The sequence below is a fragment of the Bizionia sp. M204 genome (assembly GCF_023205095.1).
In the GTDB taxonomy this organism is placed as follows: Bacteria; Bacteroidota; Bacteroidia; order Flavobacteriales; family Flavobacteriaceae; genus Algorimicrobium; species Algorimicrobium hallyeonense.
On record NZ_CP046242.1, the window covers coordinates 414,739 to 427,946 of the forward strand.

General features: G+C 32.8%; 15 protein-coding genes. 8 read left to right on the forward strand and 7 right to left on the reverse strand.

The genetic code is table 11. The features are described 5' to 3' along the window. Nucleotides 1–95: 95 nt before the first annotated feature. The gene (locus tag GMA17_RS01905; RefSeq protein WP_248398537.1) at nucleotides 96–656 is read right to left on the reverse strand and encodes an L-threonylcarbamoyladenylate synthase; all 561 of its coding nucleotides are present in this window, start codon (nucleotides 654–656) and stop codon (nucleotides 96–98) included. An 82-nt stretch (nucleotides 657–738) separates the two neighbouring features. Here GMA17_RS01905 and GMA17_RS01910 point away from each other — a divergent pair, with 82 nt between their 5' ends. Genes GMA17_RS01910 through GMA17_RS01920 form a run of 3 tightly spaced genes read left to right on the forward strand, consistent with a single transcriptional unit; the run spans nucleotide 739 to nucleotide 3,272 of the window. Further along, entirely contained in the window at nucleotides 739–1,815 is a 1,077-nt protein-coding gene (locus GMA17_RS01910) for a DegT/DnrJ/EryC1/StrS aminotransferase family protein (protein WP_248398540.1), read from the forward strand. Beyond that, on the forward strand, nucleotides 1,816–2,439 hold the full coding sequence (locus GMA17_RS01915; RefSeq protein ID WP_248398542.1) for a NeuD/PglB/VioB family sugar acetyltransferase: 624 nt from the start codon (nucleotides 1,816–1,818) through the stop codon (nucleotides 2,437–2,439). A gap of 2 nt (nucleotides 2,440–2,441) precedes the next feature. Beyond that, a complete protein-coding gene (locus GMA17_RS01920) occupies nucleotides 2,442–3,272 on the forward strand; it encodes a glycosyltransferase (RefSeq protein WP_248398544.1) in 831 nt (276 codons plus the stop codon). Between the two features lie 38 nt (nucleotides 3,273–3,310). Here the strand turns inward: GMA17_RS01920 and GMA17_RS01925 are convergent, their stop codons facing one another. Together GMA17_RS01925 and GMA17_RS01930 are read right to left on the reverse strand one after the other, a co-directional pair. After that, entirely contained in the window at nucleotides 3,311–4,399 is a 1,089-nt protein-coding gene (locus GMA17_RS01925; protein ID WP_248398546.1) for a glycosyltransferase family 2 protein, read from the reverse strand. A 108-nt stretch (nucleotides 4,400–4,507) separates the two neighbouring features. Further along, nucleotides 4,508–5,503, reverse strand: a complete 996-nt coding sequence (locus tag GMA17_RS01930; RefSeq protein ID WP_248398548.1) for a glycosyltransferase family 2 protein — start codon at nucleotides 5,501–5,503, stop codon at nucleotides 4,508–4,510. An 87-nt stretch (nucleotides 5,504–5,590) separates the two neighbouring features. On the opposite strand from GMA17_RS01930, the gene GMA17_RS01935 reads away from it, so the two are divergent. Further along, complete coding sequence (locus GMA17_RS01935; RefSeq protein WP_248398550.1) at nucleotides 5,591–6,457, forward strand: hypothetical protein; 867 nt, start codon at nucleotides 5,591–5,593, stop codon at nucleotides 6,455–6,457. Here the strand turns inward: GMA17_RS01935 and GMA17_RS01940 are convergent. Beyond that, nucleotides 6,446–7,522, reverse strand: a complete 1,077-nt coding sequence (locus GMA17_RS01940) for a glycosyltransferase family 1 protein (RefSeq protein WP_248398552.1) — start codon at nucleotides 7,520–7,522, stop codon at nucleotides 6,446–6,448. The two genes, GMA17_RS01935 and GMA17_RS01940, sit on opposite strands and share 12 nt — an antisense overlap. 91 nt (nucleotides 7,523–7,613) lie before the next feature. Here GMA17_RS01940 and GMA17_RS01945 point away from each other — a divergent pair, with 91 nt between their 5' ends. Then, entirely contained in the window at nucleotides 7,614–8,375 is a 762-nt protein-coding gene (locus GMA17_RS01945) for a lipopolysaccharide kinase InaA family protein (protein ID WP_248398554.1), read from the forward strand. Nucleotides 8,376–8,377: 2 nt separating this feature from the next. Here GMA17_RS01945 and GMA17_RS01950 read toward each other — a convergent pair whose 3' ends face one another. Genes GMA17_RS01950 through GMA17_RS01960 form a run of 3 tightly spaced genes read right to left on the reverse strand, consistent with a single transcriptional unit; the run spans nucleotide 8,378 to nucleotide 11,069 of the window. Then, on the reverse strand, nucleotides 8,378–9,130 hold the full coding sequence (locus GMA17_RS01950; RefSeq protein ID WP_248398556.1) for a glycosyltransferase family 2 protein: 753 nt from the start codon (nucleotides 9,128–9,130) through the stop codon (nucleotides 8,378–8,380). A 1-nt stretch (nucleotide 9,131) separates the two neighbouring features. After that, nucleotides 9,132–10,193: a glycosyltransferase family 9 protein gene (locus GMA17_RS01955; protein WP_248398558.1), complete on the reverse strand. Its 1,062-nt coding sequence runs from the start codon at nucleotides 10,191–10,193 to the stop codon at nucleotides 9,132–9,134. Between the two features lie 60 nt (nucleotides 10,194–10,253). Further along, nucleotides 10,254–11,069 (reverse strand): 2,3,4,5-tetrahydropyridine-2,6-dicarboxylate N-succinyltransferase, encoded by an 816-nt coding sequence (locus GMA17_RS01960; RefSeq protein WP_248398560.1) that lies wholly within the window; start codon nucleotides 11,067–11,069, stop codon nucleotides 10,254–10,256. A gap of 151 nt (nucleotides 11,070–11,220) precedes the next feature. On the opposite strand from GMA17_RS01960, the gene ruvX reads away from it, so the two are divergent. From ruvX to GMA17_RS01975, 3 genes are all read left to right on the forward strand, one after another. Then, nucleotides 11,221–11,631, forward strand: a complete 411-nt coding sequence (ruvX, locus tag GMA17_RS01965) for a Holliday junction resolvase RuvX (RefSeq protein WP_248398562.1) — start codon at nucleotides 11,221–11,223, stop codon at nucleotides 11,629–11,631. Nucleotides 11,632–11,791: 160 nt separating this feature from the next. Then, a complete protein-coding gene (locus GMA17_RS01970) occupies nucleotides 11,792–12,388 on the forward strand; it encodes a T9SS type A sorting domain-containing protein (RefSeq protein WP_248398565.1) in 597 nt (198 codons plus the stop codon). Between the two features lie 522 nt (nucleotides 12,389–12,910). Next, complete coding sequence (locus GMA17_RS01975; protein ID WP_248398567.1) at nucleotides 12,911–13,156, forward strand: hypothetical protein; 246 nt, start codon at nucleotides 12,911–12,913, stop codon at nucleotides 13,154–13,156. Nucleotides 13,157–13,208: the final 52 nt, after the last annotated feature.

The following is a 13,208-nucleotide window of genomic DNA, read 5'->3' on the forward strand; positions in this document are numbered from 1 at the left end:
AGTTTCAAATTCCCTGTCTGATTGATTAACAGACACCCTTCGCATTCAAAATCCCAAGTTGAATTTCAGGAATTTACTACTTGAATATTGAAGATTTATGGCCTAATAACTTCAACTTTACCGTCCTTATTTAATTTAATAATTGTGGAAGGCTGTGTCTTGATTTTTTCGTTTTGCAAATTTACAACATAGTCCACATCTTTTAAAATGTCTGCATGTATTTCTTTGAATGATTTTGGCGAAGGATAATCGCTCATATTTGCTGACGTTGAAACAATGGGTTTTTGGAATAATTCAATTAATTCGTAAGCAAAACCTTCATGTACAATCCGGATGGCCAACGTATTATCGCGGGCTAGTAAATTTGGTGCCACTAAACGTGGCTTATTATAAATTATAGTCGTTGGTTTTGTTGCTGTTTCTAAAAACTTTAATGCAGCTTCTGGAACCTCCTCAATATAGGTTTTTAGCATTTCCAAGCTAGATACTAAACAGATTAATGCTTTACTTTCTACACGTTTTTTTAACGCGTAAATTTCTGAAATGGCTTTGGCGTTAGTAGCATCGCAGCCCAATCCCCAAATGGTATCTGTAGGGTAAAGGATGGTTTTGCCTGCTTTTAAATGGGCTAATGCTTGCTGAATAGTGTTTGTCATTTCGCAAAAATAATAATTGGTAACCAATAGTAAACAATTTATATTTGTAATTTGGCATCTAAACGCAATTGCCAGCTCACCCATGATAAATGTTACACAATCCTTTCTGCCACCAATCCAAGAGTTCGAAGCCATTTTAAAACATGCTTGGGATAAAAAATGGATGACCAATAGAGGTGAATTACTTCTAGAATTAGAATCTAAATTATCTACATATTTAGGTGTCTCCAACTTTTTTATAACTACCAACGGCACATTACCGTTACAAATTGCTTTGAAAACATTAGGCATTACAAAGGAAGTGATCACCACGCCATTTAGTTACGTGGCAACAACATCGGCTATTATTTGGGAAAACTGCACGCCTGTTTTTGTGGATATTGAGCGCGATATGTTAACTATAAATCCTGCAAAAATAGAAGCAGCAATTACCGAAAACACCGAAGCTATTTTAGCAACACATGTGTTTGGAAATCCTTGTGATGTGGAAGCTATTCAGGCAATTGCTGAAAAACATCATTTAAAAGTCATTTATGATGCAGCACACTGTTTTGCTGTATCCTATAAAGGTAAATCCATTTTTGAATATGGCGATATAATTTCCACCAGTTTTCATGCTACCAAATTATTTCATACAGGTGAAGGTGGTGCCATATTTGTTCCTAATGATGCGCTTTTTAAAAAGTGTTATTACCATCATAATTTTGGGCATAATGGACCATTAGAATATCATGGTTTGGGAATAAATGCCAAAGCTTCAGAAATGCAAGCTGCTATGGGTTTAAGTGTACTTCCTTATATTGATACTATTATTGCTAAACGAAAACTGTTAACCGAAACCTATGAGTCTTTACTAAAAGACAATGCGAATATGTCGCTTTTTGGTTTTAGAGAATTTGCAGAGAAAAATTACTCGTATATGCCTGTTGTCTTTAAAGATGAAATCTTTATGCAACTGGTTTTAGAAAAATTAGCAGCGCTAAAAATATATCCTCGACGCTATTTTTATCCGTCATTAAATAAGTTGCCTTATGTAGAAAAATCGGTAAGCATGCCGATTTCTGAAGATATTTGCAGTAAAATTCTTTGTTTACCCTTATATTTCGAATTAGAAAAACAGCAAGTTGCAGAAATCTGTAACGTTATTAATTCTTTATAAATGATTGTTCTTGGAGCAAAAGGTCACGCAAAAGATGTGTTAGTTGTTTTAAATGAAACGACTACAGTAGAAACTGCTTTATCCTTTTTTGACGATTATACAAAACCTGAAGAAGCACTTTTTTTGGGGAAATATCCCATTTTACATTCTTTAAGTGCTATTGACTTTAGTAGTAATCCGCATTTTGTGTCAGCAATTGGAACACCTCATTTACGCAAACAGATGGTAGAAAAATTTAGAAAGGCAGGAGGCATTTATCAAACGCTTATTTCAAAACATGCTATTATTGGTGCTTTGGATGTTCAAATAGGGCAAGGCTCTAATATTATGCCTTTTGTTTTTATTAGTAATAGTGTTCAAATTGGTGAAGGTTGCTTAATTAATACATCTGCTCACATCCATCATGATGTTAAAATTGGTAATTATTGTGATGTATCTCCAGGTGCCAAAATATTAGGTCGGGTTACTGTTGGAAACAATTGCAATATTGGTTCGGGTGCTATTATTTTGCCAAATATTATTTTAGGCGACAATGTAACCGTTGGAGCCGGAAGCGTGGTTGTAGAAAACTGCTTAACAGAAAATACCATAGTTGGAATTCCAGGAAAATTAAAGGATAAATAAAGATGAAGCCCTTACTAACAATATGTTGCACCACCTATAATCAAGAAAAATATTTAAGAGAAACATTGGACGGTTTTTTGATTCAAGAGACAACTTTTCCTATTGAAATCATTATTCATGACGATGCTTCAACAGATAACACGGTTGAGATCATAAAGGAATATGCTGCAAAAGACAACAGAATAACTACTATACTTCAAACGGAAAATCAATATTCTCAAAACATAGATCCATGGGCAAATTTTGTGTTTCCTGCCGCAAAAGGAAAGTATTTGGCACTTTGTGAGGGAGATGATTATTGGACAGACCCATTAAAACTTCAGAAACAAGTAGATTTTTTGGAAAACAATTTGGATTTTGAATTGTGTTTTCACAACTCTAAAAAACTATATCAAGAAAGCGGTAAATTTGAATTAAATGAAGCCTCATCTCAAGTTGCAGAAGTAACCACAGTGATAGATTTGGTAGACTATTGTTTTATTGCAACACTTACGGTGGTTTTAAGAAATAATTTTAAACTACCAAAATGGATTAATAATTCAGCTGCTGGTACAGATTGGCCTTTGTTTTTTATCCAAGTTGGAAACGGCAAAATTAAGCGACTTAATGATGTTATGGCTGTTTATAGAATTCATGAAAATGGAGTTTGGACTTCTAAATCGGAATTACAAAAAATGCAAACAGATTTTTCTGTCATTCAGGATATAATTACAAATAAAATACTTCCTGAAGCAGCTCATAAAAAAATGAATAAGAAGTTTAAAAAGCTAAAGAAAAAAATGATTAAATATAGATTAAAACAATTTTTTGACTTAAGAAATAAGTGCAGATAACATGCCGTAAGGCTTCTGTTTATTATTATAGCTGTGGATTAAGTTTTCTTACCTAGAAGATATTTTAAGTACATATTTTCAAAGCTCTTTAAAATATTCTTCTTGTTCGTATTTCGTATCAACTGAAAAGCAATTTTAGGGTCTATTTTTCCATATTTCGTAAAAATATCAAATTGAATGGCTTTTTGAGGCGTAATATCAAAATGTTTATCAACAGGACAAGATTCCAAATGTGCTTTAATTAAAATGGCTCCTTTAGCTTTATAAGGTAGTTCCTTGTTTTTTTTAATAAATCTAAAAAAACCTGCTGTGACTGTAATCTGTAAATTTAAAATATAAGTACCTATAACTATCTTTTTTTCGTCATCTTTCTCCGCCAGATAATATTTTTTATGGATGGTGTTAATTACAGCTAAATAGGATTCCAGGTTATTAAAACCATAATTTTTTGTTATTGAATTTTGATTGGCAATATTATAAAAATAGGTTACTTCAGAGTTAAAAATAATATTTTTGGCTAAATAGAGCGTTTCAAAATACCAAAGCTCATCTTCATGAACTATACCTTCCTGAAATTTTAGTTGATTAGAAAAAATGAATTCAGCACTATAAAGATTATTCCAACAAACAGTAAGAAAAGGTTTTTTTAAGGCGAGAGCAACAAAGTTCGAATCTGTGAGTTCCTTACCCGTTTCTATGTTATGTTCTAAAATATTAGCATTTTCCGTTGTTTGATGAAAAACCTCGGCATTTTTGCCAATAACAATATCAAGGCCAGGATGATATATTTTGGTTAAACTATCCAAACAATCTTTGGATATAACATCATCTGGATCAAAAAAATAAATACATTCTCCCTTGGCATGTCTTATACCTGTATTTCGCGCCGCAGAAACCCCTTTGTTTTTTTGTGATATTAATTTGAAGCGATCATCTTTATTAGCCCAAGTAAGTATTTCTTTTTCAGTATCATCAAGACTACCGTCGTTAACCAAAATACATTCCCAATTATTATAAGTTTGATTTAATATACTCTCTAACCCTTTGTATATATAACTTTCTACATTATAACATGGTATAACAATGCTTATAAAGGGTAACTTGTTTTGTTGTTTTTTTAATGACATTTAAAAAAAATGGTCTACATTTTGTGGTTAAAATAGATTGAATAAGTCAATCCACGATTGCAGCAAATGTATTAAATTGTAACCTCATTGCAAACAATGTAACGTATTCTAAAATAAACATTTAAAATAAAAAGTCAGTTTGTCTATAGGTTTGAGCGCCTTAAAAAATCTAGAATCATGTTTTACAAACTTATAAAACGCTTTATCGTAACTAGCTGCATTTCTAATTGTGCGTACAATTGTTCTATTAATATGCTTTTCAAATAGTACTTTATTATATATCTGTAAATTTTTATTGTGTTCCAATAAATCTTGAGCAGCTTTAATGGTTTTTATAACATGCTCTGATGCTTGATCTCGTTGCAATGAAACAGCATATACATAAAATAAAATATCGGGATTTGATGCTTGAATCCGCAATTGCTCTAATTGTTTCGTTTTAATGAGAATTTCAGATTTCCGAAGGTTAGCTTCTTTCGTCTGACTTATATTAGCATCATGCCAACGGTATTTTAATAGCGATTCTGGAATATTGTGAAATTGGGTTTTAAAAATGAGTTGACTCCATAAGCCATAATCTTCAGCAGGAACATATTGATGTTCAAACCGTAAACCATTTAAAACAGATTTACGGAACATAACTGTAGGATTCCCAATACCACAACTGTGCAAAAACTGAACTTTTAGGGCGTCGTGAGAGACTTCGTGCCTAACGGTTTTCTCTTTTTTATCGCCAAAAAATGTAAACCACGTGCCACAAACACCCACTTCAGGATGGTTTTTTAAATAGTCTAATTGTTTTTCAAATCGGGTAGGTAAGGCAATATCATCAGCATCTAGCAATGCTATAAATTCAGTGCTGGCACGTTCAATACCTTCATTTCGTAAGTTAGCAGGCCCTTCATTTTTAGTTTTTGTAATAACGCTAATACGGGAATCCTGCTTTGTATATGTATCTAGAATTTCTGACGTTTTATCTGTAGAATTATCATTTAAAACCAATATTGTAAAATCAGTAAATGTTTGATTTAATAGACTGTCCAGCGATTCTTTCAAGAATTTTTCGCCATTATAAACCGGCATAATTACAGTTAGTACAGACATTTATAGAGATTTTAGTACATTTTAGTAACAAAAGTAGTTATTTCTATGGCTTAAACTATATTTGTAAAAAATAATCCGCAATTATCCATGAAAAAAATTCACGTAGGTTTTTTACTGTCTTATGATTACGATAAACTAAAAAAATCCATTCCGCCTGTTTATAAGGAAGCGGATGCTATTTTTATTGCTATGGATCATAAAAATAGAACTTGGTCTGGTGAAACTTTTGAGGTGGATCCAGCCTTTTTTGAATGGTTGGAAGCTTTTGATGTGGATAATAAAATTCAATTGTATAAAGATGATTTCTACGATGCGGATTTAATTGCTATTGAAAATGATAATCGTGAGCGGCACATGTTATCGCTTAAAATGGGTATTGGAAATTGGCTTGTGCAAATTGATAGTGATGAGTATTTTGTAGATTTTGCAAACTATGTTAAAGACTTAAGGCGCTTTGATAGTTATCTGGACAATCCGGAAAAGAATAACATTCAAATTGCGGCCTATTTAATCAATTTATACAAGTATACGGATAATGGTGTGTTATTTATAAAGGAGCCAACACGTGGAATTATTGCCACCAATTACCCGAATTATAAAGTGGCTCGAAACACCAGAAAGCGTATTGTTTATACGCAAAATATTCTACTTCATGAAAGTATTGCTAGAGATGAAGCGGAATTGGTTTTAAAATTAGATAATTGGGGACACAATATTGAAGTTCATGATAAGGAAGCTTTTTTAGAAAAATGGCGAACCACCAATAAGTCTAACTACAAAGAGCGTGAAAATTTCTTCTATATTGAACCCGAAAAATGGAAACATTTGGAGTTTTGTGAAGGAAATACCATTGAAGAAATTAGAAAGAATATCAATTTAGAAGGGATTATGCCTTCCAAATTTTTTATTGCTAAAAAGAATTTTGGTCAATACTTCAAACACTTATTTAAGTAGCGTTTCATAAACTTTTAAATACTGTTTAGCGGTTTCATCCCAAGAATAAGAGTTGGCATGCAGCTGCAGCTTTTCCTTGTAATTCTCCGGGTTTTCATGGTATGTTCTCATGCCTTGCACAAGGATGTCAGCCATATATTTAGGTTCAAAATGTTCCCAGTAAAATGCGTGTTTACCACCAACTTCTGGGAGCGAACTTTTATCAGATAAAAACACAGGTTTACCATATTGCATCGCTTCAATTGGGGGAATGCCAAAGCCTTCTCGCAGAGACGGAAAGCAAAACGCATAACAGTTTTTTAAATAATAGGCTTTGTCCTCTTCACTAATTTTTCCTGTTAGAAATACGCGATGTTCAAGGTTTAAATCAGCAATTAATTTCATGATGTTTTTAGCGTAATCCGTTGTGTTTTTTCCAGAAATTATCAAACTCAATTCGGGAAGATGAGCAAGCATATTTACTAATGTGTGAAAATTCTTTTTTTCTAAAAGTTCACCAATTGTAAATAGGAAATCACCTTTTGGAAGTAATTCAGGGGTATGGGTTTTAGCTAACTCAAAAGGTTTGGCGCTACCATTATAAATAACATATTCAGGAATATTTGGTACTTTAAAATAGGTGTGTGTCATGCTTTTTGCATATTCTGAAATATAGGTAATTGCATGACTTCGCTTTAGTTTAGCATTAAAAAGTGCAACGCGTTTATCTAACTTCTTTCCCGATAATTCTTCCATGAAGTTGACATCATGAACCGTTAATACATATGGTATATTTTTAAAGGGTTCAACTTTGGTATTTTGATTTAAGGAATGCCATAAGTCGAATTGTTTTTTAATTCGGAATAGTTTTTTTCGCTGTAAGGAATTATATTTTTTATATGAAAACGTGCTGCCAAATTCATCTTCCAGCTTTTCAGGATGTTTACTAATAAGGGTGATATGGAAATCCAATGCTTCTAAAATAGCTTGATTCTCATAAAACCCTTTAATAAGGTGGTAGTTAAACTGACCAAAACCAAAGAAGAGATTATCAATATTATGAGATTCCAAACAAATTGTGGGCATACGAAAAGCTTTTGTGCAAATTATTAAAAATGAAAACGAACTGCTAATTTAATTCCAGATAAAAATAAAATAAATATTGTAATATTGCAGCATGAATTATACAGTGCATAAGGCGTTTCAGAAGGATAAGCAAGTGCTTACATCATATATTGAAAATTATGAAACGTCTGGTGAGGATTTTGGAAATCAGGATCGGAATTCACTAAAACTATACAATTTAAATGGTTTAACGATTAACGTGAAATCCTTTAAAATTCCAAATTTGGTGAATCAGATTGCCTATCGCTTTTTTAGAAAAAGTAAAGCCCAACGCTCTTTTGAGTACGCTAATCGTCTCCTGCATCTTGGTATTGGAACGCCGCAACCTATTGCTTTTTATGAGTATAAAACACCTTTTTTATTCAAGAAAAGTTATTATATCAGTGAGCACTTGCCTTATGATTTAACCTATCGTGAATTGACTTTCAACTTAACTATGGCGAATCATGAAGCCATTTTACGCGCTTTTACACGATTCACGTTTGGGCTGCATAAAGCCGGTGTGAATTTTCTAGATCATTCGCCTGGGAACACATTGATTCAATTAAACGGTGGCGCGTATAAATTTTATTTAGTGGATTTAAACCGAATGGAATTTGGTGACATGGATTTTGAAACCCGAATAAAAAACTTTGCACGCTTAACGACTCACAAATCTATGGTGGAAATTATGAGTGACGAATATGCTAAACTAGGCGGATATGATTATAATCGCGTGTTTCATTTAATGTGGGAAGAAACCGAAGCATTTCAAAATCGGTTTCATAGAAAAAGACGGATTAAAAATAAGGTATTCTTCTGGCGAAAAAAATAGTGTTATTTCAAGTTTCTTCGTAAAAGCCACAATTTCACATAACGCATATAAACGACATAACCTTGAATAAAACCAATGGTTAAACCTACAACACCATCGCGAAATCCGCTTTGAATAATATAATGTTTAAAAAATCCCCAAAAGGGTTTAATCACAAAATGGTACGGATTTAGTGTCCCCGTTTTTTTATCGTAATCTTTAGCTTGTTTGGTTGCATACCGATTCATTTTATCCATATAAGCATCCATAGTTGTGTATGTGTTGTGTGATAGTTTGGATTTTAAATGGCCAACAGATCCTTGTGCAACTATTTCTTCATGCACCAATTTATCTTCGTATAGGCATAAATCGCGTTTAAACAAACGGATAACTTTGTCATTTCGCCAACCGCTATAATTAACGCGTTTACCCATAAAATGGTTCATGCGGCCAATCCAAAAAGCAACATCTTGTTGTTCGTTACTTAAAACTTCAAGTATTTCAATTTGTAATTCAGGTGTTACACGTTCGTCAGCATCAACAATTAAAACCCAATCATGTTTTGCTTGTGGAATTATCCAATTTTTCTGTTCCGCATGGTAGGTGAATTTTCGCTGAATAGCGGTAACATTTAATTCTAAAGCTTTTTCATAGGTGCCATCCGTACTAAAGCTATCAACCACAATAATTTCATCTGCAAAACGTACAGAATCTATAACGGATGCTATATTGAGAATCTCATTTTTGGTTATAATAATAGCTGTTAGTTTTTCCATATTACGAACGGAACATTTTTAGAAACCGATTTAGCTTATCATAAAATAAATCGGGTATAAATTTATGATATAATTCCATGGCGTGTGGTTTCATATCTTTTTCCCTTTTTCCTTTATATAATTCTGGTTTGTAATCCTTTAAATGTACGGATTCATTCACGTTCTCCATTTCAAAAATATTCCAAGTATCCTTATCAATCCAAGTAGAAAAAATGGTAAATGTTTTTATGTTCAATGCTTTTGCCATATTTACAGCGCCACCTTCATTACCAATTAATGCATGACAATGTGCTGTGAGTGCTAAAAATTCGCGCAGACTTTTTCCAAATAAATTTAGATAAATATGGTTTTGTGTTTCCAGTTTACAGAGCTTAAAAATGGCTTGAGCATCGGCTTCCTGTTTTGGAATATAATTAAATAAAATCTGACCATCTGTTGTGGCTACAATTTGGTCAATTACCTGTGCCATGTATTCAAACGGATAGGTTTTATTAGGGCCACTTCCTAGCACACTAATCATAATAAGTGGTTTGTCTAGGCTTACCCCGTTTGAAATTAAAAACTGTTTACTTGTTTCAAGCTCTTCAGAAGATAAATAAATTTTAGGTCTTGCCGCTGTGATATAAATATCCAATGGTTCCAACAACTGCAATCGATTTATAATTGCTAAACCACAAGCTTCATCGGTTTGATTTCTACGTTTTATATTATGATGGTATATGAATGTTGAATACGGCTTATGATACGAAATTTTAGTTTTAGCACCAGATAAAGCTGTAATTAGGTTACTAGATAGTTTTGAATACACATCAATTACCACATCATACTTTTCCTTTTTTACAGATTTAGCGAAATTCCAAAGCGCTATTTTGCTTTTTTCGGCTTCAGGTGTAAAGAAGATGAAATTATCAATAAAAGGATTGTGTTCAACAACAGGAAATGTGTGAGAATTGATTAAATAATCTAATTGCGCCTTTGGGTAACGTTCACGTAACGCTTCAAATAAGACGCTAGATGTGAGTACATCACCAATCATTTTTTGTTGTATAACTAAAATTTTCAAATAGCTAGGTTTGTTTTTATTCTTTCAAAATTTTACGGAACACTGCTGCTGCAAACTAAATTAAACCGCTACATCATATTCGCGCAAAGCATCATTTAAGGATGTCTTTTTATCTGTACTTTCTTTACGTTTTCCAATAATTAAAGCACAAGGCACTTGAAATTCGCCAGCTTTGAATTTTTTGGTATAGCTACCAGGAATTACAACGGATCGTGCAGGTACTATACCTTTCATTTCAACAGGCTCATTACCTGTTACATCAATAATTTTCGTGCTCATGGTTAAAACAACATTCGCTCCTAAAACGGCTTCTTTTTCTACTTTAACACCTTCAACTACAATACATCGTGAACCTATAAAAGCACCATCTTCAATAATAACTGGAGCAGCTTGAAGGGGCTCTAAAACACCACCAATACCAACACCGCCTGAAAGATGGACGTTTTTACCAATTTGGGCGCAACTACCAACTGTTGCCCAGGTGTCCACCATGGTTCCTTCACCTACATAAGCACCAATATTTACATAACTTGGCATTAAAATAACACCTTTAGAAATATAAGCACCATGCCGTGCAACTGCATGCGGAACAACACGAATTCCTTTATCCTTATACCCTGTTTTTAATGGAATTTTATCATGATATTCAAAAATACCGACCTCAAAAGTTTCCATTTTTTGAATAGGGAAATATAAGACGACCGCTTTTTTTACCCATTCATTCACTTTCCAACCTTTATCGGTTGGTTCAGCAACACGCAAGGTGCCTTCATCTAATAAATCAATAACGCTTCGAATGCTGTCAATGGTTACTTTATCCGTTAATAATTCGCGATTATCCCACGCATTTTCTATAATTTGTTGTAGTTGCTTCATAATAGTTTTACTAAAAAATTGAGCGTCTAGTTGTATAATTCTTGCTCTTTTCACAAAGATAAAGTTATAATTGAATTCTTTATTACGGATTGCTTTTAAAAAATAGGTTTTCTAATTAAGTTTTAGTTTTAAATGGTAACTTTGCCTCTATATGGGACGTATACTTGCAATAGATTTCGGAAAAGTTAGAACAGGAATAGCTGTTACAGATGAGATGCAAATCATAGCATCTGGCCTAACGACGGTAGATACCAAGAAGCTGATTAGCTTTTTAATGGATTATGTTAAAACGGAATCGGTAGAGTTATTTGTGGTTGGCGAACCAAAACAAATGAATAATCAGGCATCTGAAAGTGAAGCACTTATTTTACCATTTTTAGAAAAGTTACAAAAATCAATTCCTCAAATCCCTATTGCACGTGTTGATGAGCGATTTACATCTAAAATGGCTTTTCAGACCATGATAGACAGTGGTTTATCTAAAAAGAAACGCCAAAATAAAGCATTGGTTGATGAAATTAGTGCGACGTTAATTCTTCAAAGCTATTTGAGTTCTAAATAGTTTTTTCTGTAATTATTTTGTAATTCCGTTTATCCGGTGTATTTTAAGAATATACCGCAAAGACTAGTTGGAATATCGTTTTTATTAGTCGTTTGGCTAATATTTTTGACAGTGAACTTGCGTTAGAAGTATTTTTGACAGAAACCCAATTACGTTTATTATGAAAAAAAACTACATGTTAATGATGCTGTTTGCATCGTTTTTATTTTTTAACCAAGTACAAGCCCAGGTCTGTCCAGATAACGGATTTTCAAACTCCACCTCTTTGTTCTTCTTTTATGATGCCGGAGCTCCACCATGTGTTGATAGACCAACGACTATCACTGTGGCTGGTAGTGTTTTTAATTTAATTACTTGTGATAGCTCGTCAGCAGTTTATGATATTGAGCCTGGAGACACACCAATTGCGGATATCACATCATTTACGGCCGATTTTGGAGCCGCAACTTGCGAGTACATCAATGGAAACTTGACAAATGAAACCTTATCTATGGAATCTATTGACAAAGCTTTAAATAATTTTACAGTTTTTCCTAACCCAGTAGTTCAAGGTAATTCATTACATGTTGTTTTTGGAAGCAATCTAAATGCTGAAATCAATTTGTTTTCAGTAACAGGAAAGCGCGTTTTAACCAATACCGTTTCTAATTTGGCGAGAAAACAATTAGAAATTTCTAATTTGCCGAATGGCGTATATTTGTTACAAGTAGAAAGTGGATCTTCTACCGTTTCAAAAAAGGTTGTAATCATGAAGTAAACATTTAAGTTTTATAAAAAAAAGGCCTCTTACAATTTGTAGGAGGTTTTTTTGATATCCGTTAAAAAAAAGCGGTAGATAATAGAATCAGGTTTATGTGTTAAGTTTTATAGTAAAACAACTGCCATAGAAGCCTAAACTTTTATAACTTTACTCATTGGTTTATTTATTTTTCTTATTTCATAATAAGTTCTCGCTAATAAAATCAGGAACTTTCACCCAAGCGTTTCGTTTAAATATCCAATTTACCGTTTATCGAACAGGGTTGTTTTTGGTCTGTTTTTATATTGTTTTGAATTCAAAAATAGTATGCCACATCCCAATTATGTAAGGTTTGTAGCTACTTTTTATTATTAAAAAATCGATTAAATGTCGTTTGTTAAGGTCTATTAACAGTGCGTTTATCGATGAAATACACGGCTTTGTCTTGTTAACGATTATATCTCGTGTTTCAACAAATTAATTATATACTTACCGTTTATCGATGTTATATTTGTCCTGTTCAATTAAAGTAACATAGTAATGAAACAGTTTTTATTAATCGGAATTTTTACAGTATTAAGTTTAACAAGTATGCAAGCTCAATCTTCTAGTAAAATTGAAGATATTAAGAAAATAGCGCCTACTACCCAAACGACTACAGATGTAAAATCGGATTCTATTGAGATAGCTGCTAAAAAGAAGGATATATTAACCAATAAGATTGAATCTAAATTAAACGGAAAAATAAATTTATTTGTTTTAAAAGAAACACGACTTATTTGCTAAAAATATTGAAGTTTTAAACATACACTACTAAACTCCTTTTTTAAAGGAGTTT

What these genes read in the sequence shown, in the direction of transcription:
- GMA17_RS01905 (WP_248398537.1), bottom strand. Translation starts at nt 656, where the DNA reads ATGACAAACACTATTCAGCAAGCATTAGCCCATTTAAAAGCAGGCAAA.
- GMA17_RS01910 (WP_248398540.1), top strand. Translation starts at nt 739, where the DNA reads ATGATAAATGTTACACAATCCTTTCTGCCACCAATCCAAGAGTTCGAA.
- GMA17_RS01915 (WP_248398542.1), top strand. Translation starts at nt 1,816, where the DNA reads ATGATTGTTCTTGGAGCAAAAGGTCACGCAAAAGATGTGTTAGTTGTT.
- GMA17_RS01920 (WP_248398544.1), top strand. Translation starts at nt 2,442, where the DNA reads ATGAAGCCCTTACTAACAATATGTTGCACCACCTATAATCAAGAAAAA.
- GMA17_RS01925 (WP_248398546.1), bottom strand. Translation starts at nt 4,399, where the DNA reads ATGTCATTAAAAAAACAACAAAACAAGTTACCCTTTATAAGCATTGTT.
- GMA17_RS01930 (WP_248398548.1), bottom strand. Translation starts at nt 5,503, where the DNA reads ATGTCTGTACTAACTGTAATTATGCCGGTTTATAATGGCGAAAAATTC.
- GMA17_RS01935 (WP_248398550.1), top strand. Translation starts at nt 5,591, where the DNA reads ATGAAAAAAATTCACGTAGGTTTTTTACTGTCTTATGATTACGATAAA.
- GMA17_RS01940 (WP_248398552.1), bottom strand. Translation starts at nt 7,522, where the DNA reads ATGCCCACAATTTGTTTGGAATCTCATAATATTGATAATCTCTTCTTT.
- GMA17_RS01945 (WP_248398554.1), top strand. Translation starts at nt 7,614, where the DNA reads ATGAATTATACAGTGCATAAGGCGTTTCAGAAGGATAAGCAAGTGCTT.
- GMA17_RS01950 (WP_248398556.1), bottom strand. Translation starts at nt 9,130, where the DNA reads ATGGAAAAACTAACAGCTATTATTATAACCAAAAATGAGATTCTCAAT.
- GMA17_RS01960 (WP_248398560.1), bottom strand. Translation starts at nt 11,069, where the DNA reads ATGAAGCAACTACAACAAATTATAGAAAATGCGTGGGATAATCGCGAA.
- ruvX (WP_248398562.1), top strand. Translation starts at nt 11,221, where the DNA reads ATGGGACGTATACTTGCAATAGATTTCGGAAAAGTTAGAACAGGAATA.
- GMA17_RS01970 (WP_248398565.1), top strand. Translation starts at nt 11,792, where the DNA reads ATGAAAAAAAACTACATGTTAATGATGCTGTTTGCATCGTTTTTATTT.
- GMA17_RS01975 (WP_248398567.1), top strand. Translation starts at nt 12,911, where the DNA reads ATGAAACAGTTTTTATTAATCGGAATTTTTACAGTATTAAGTTTAACA.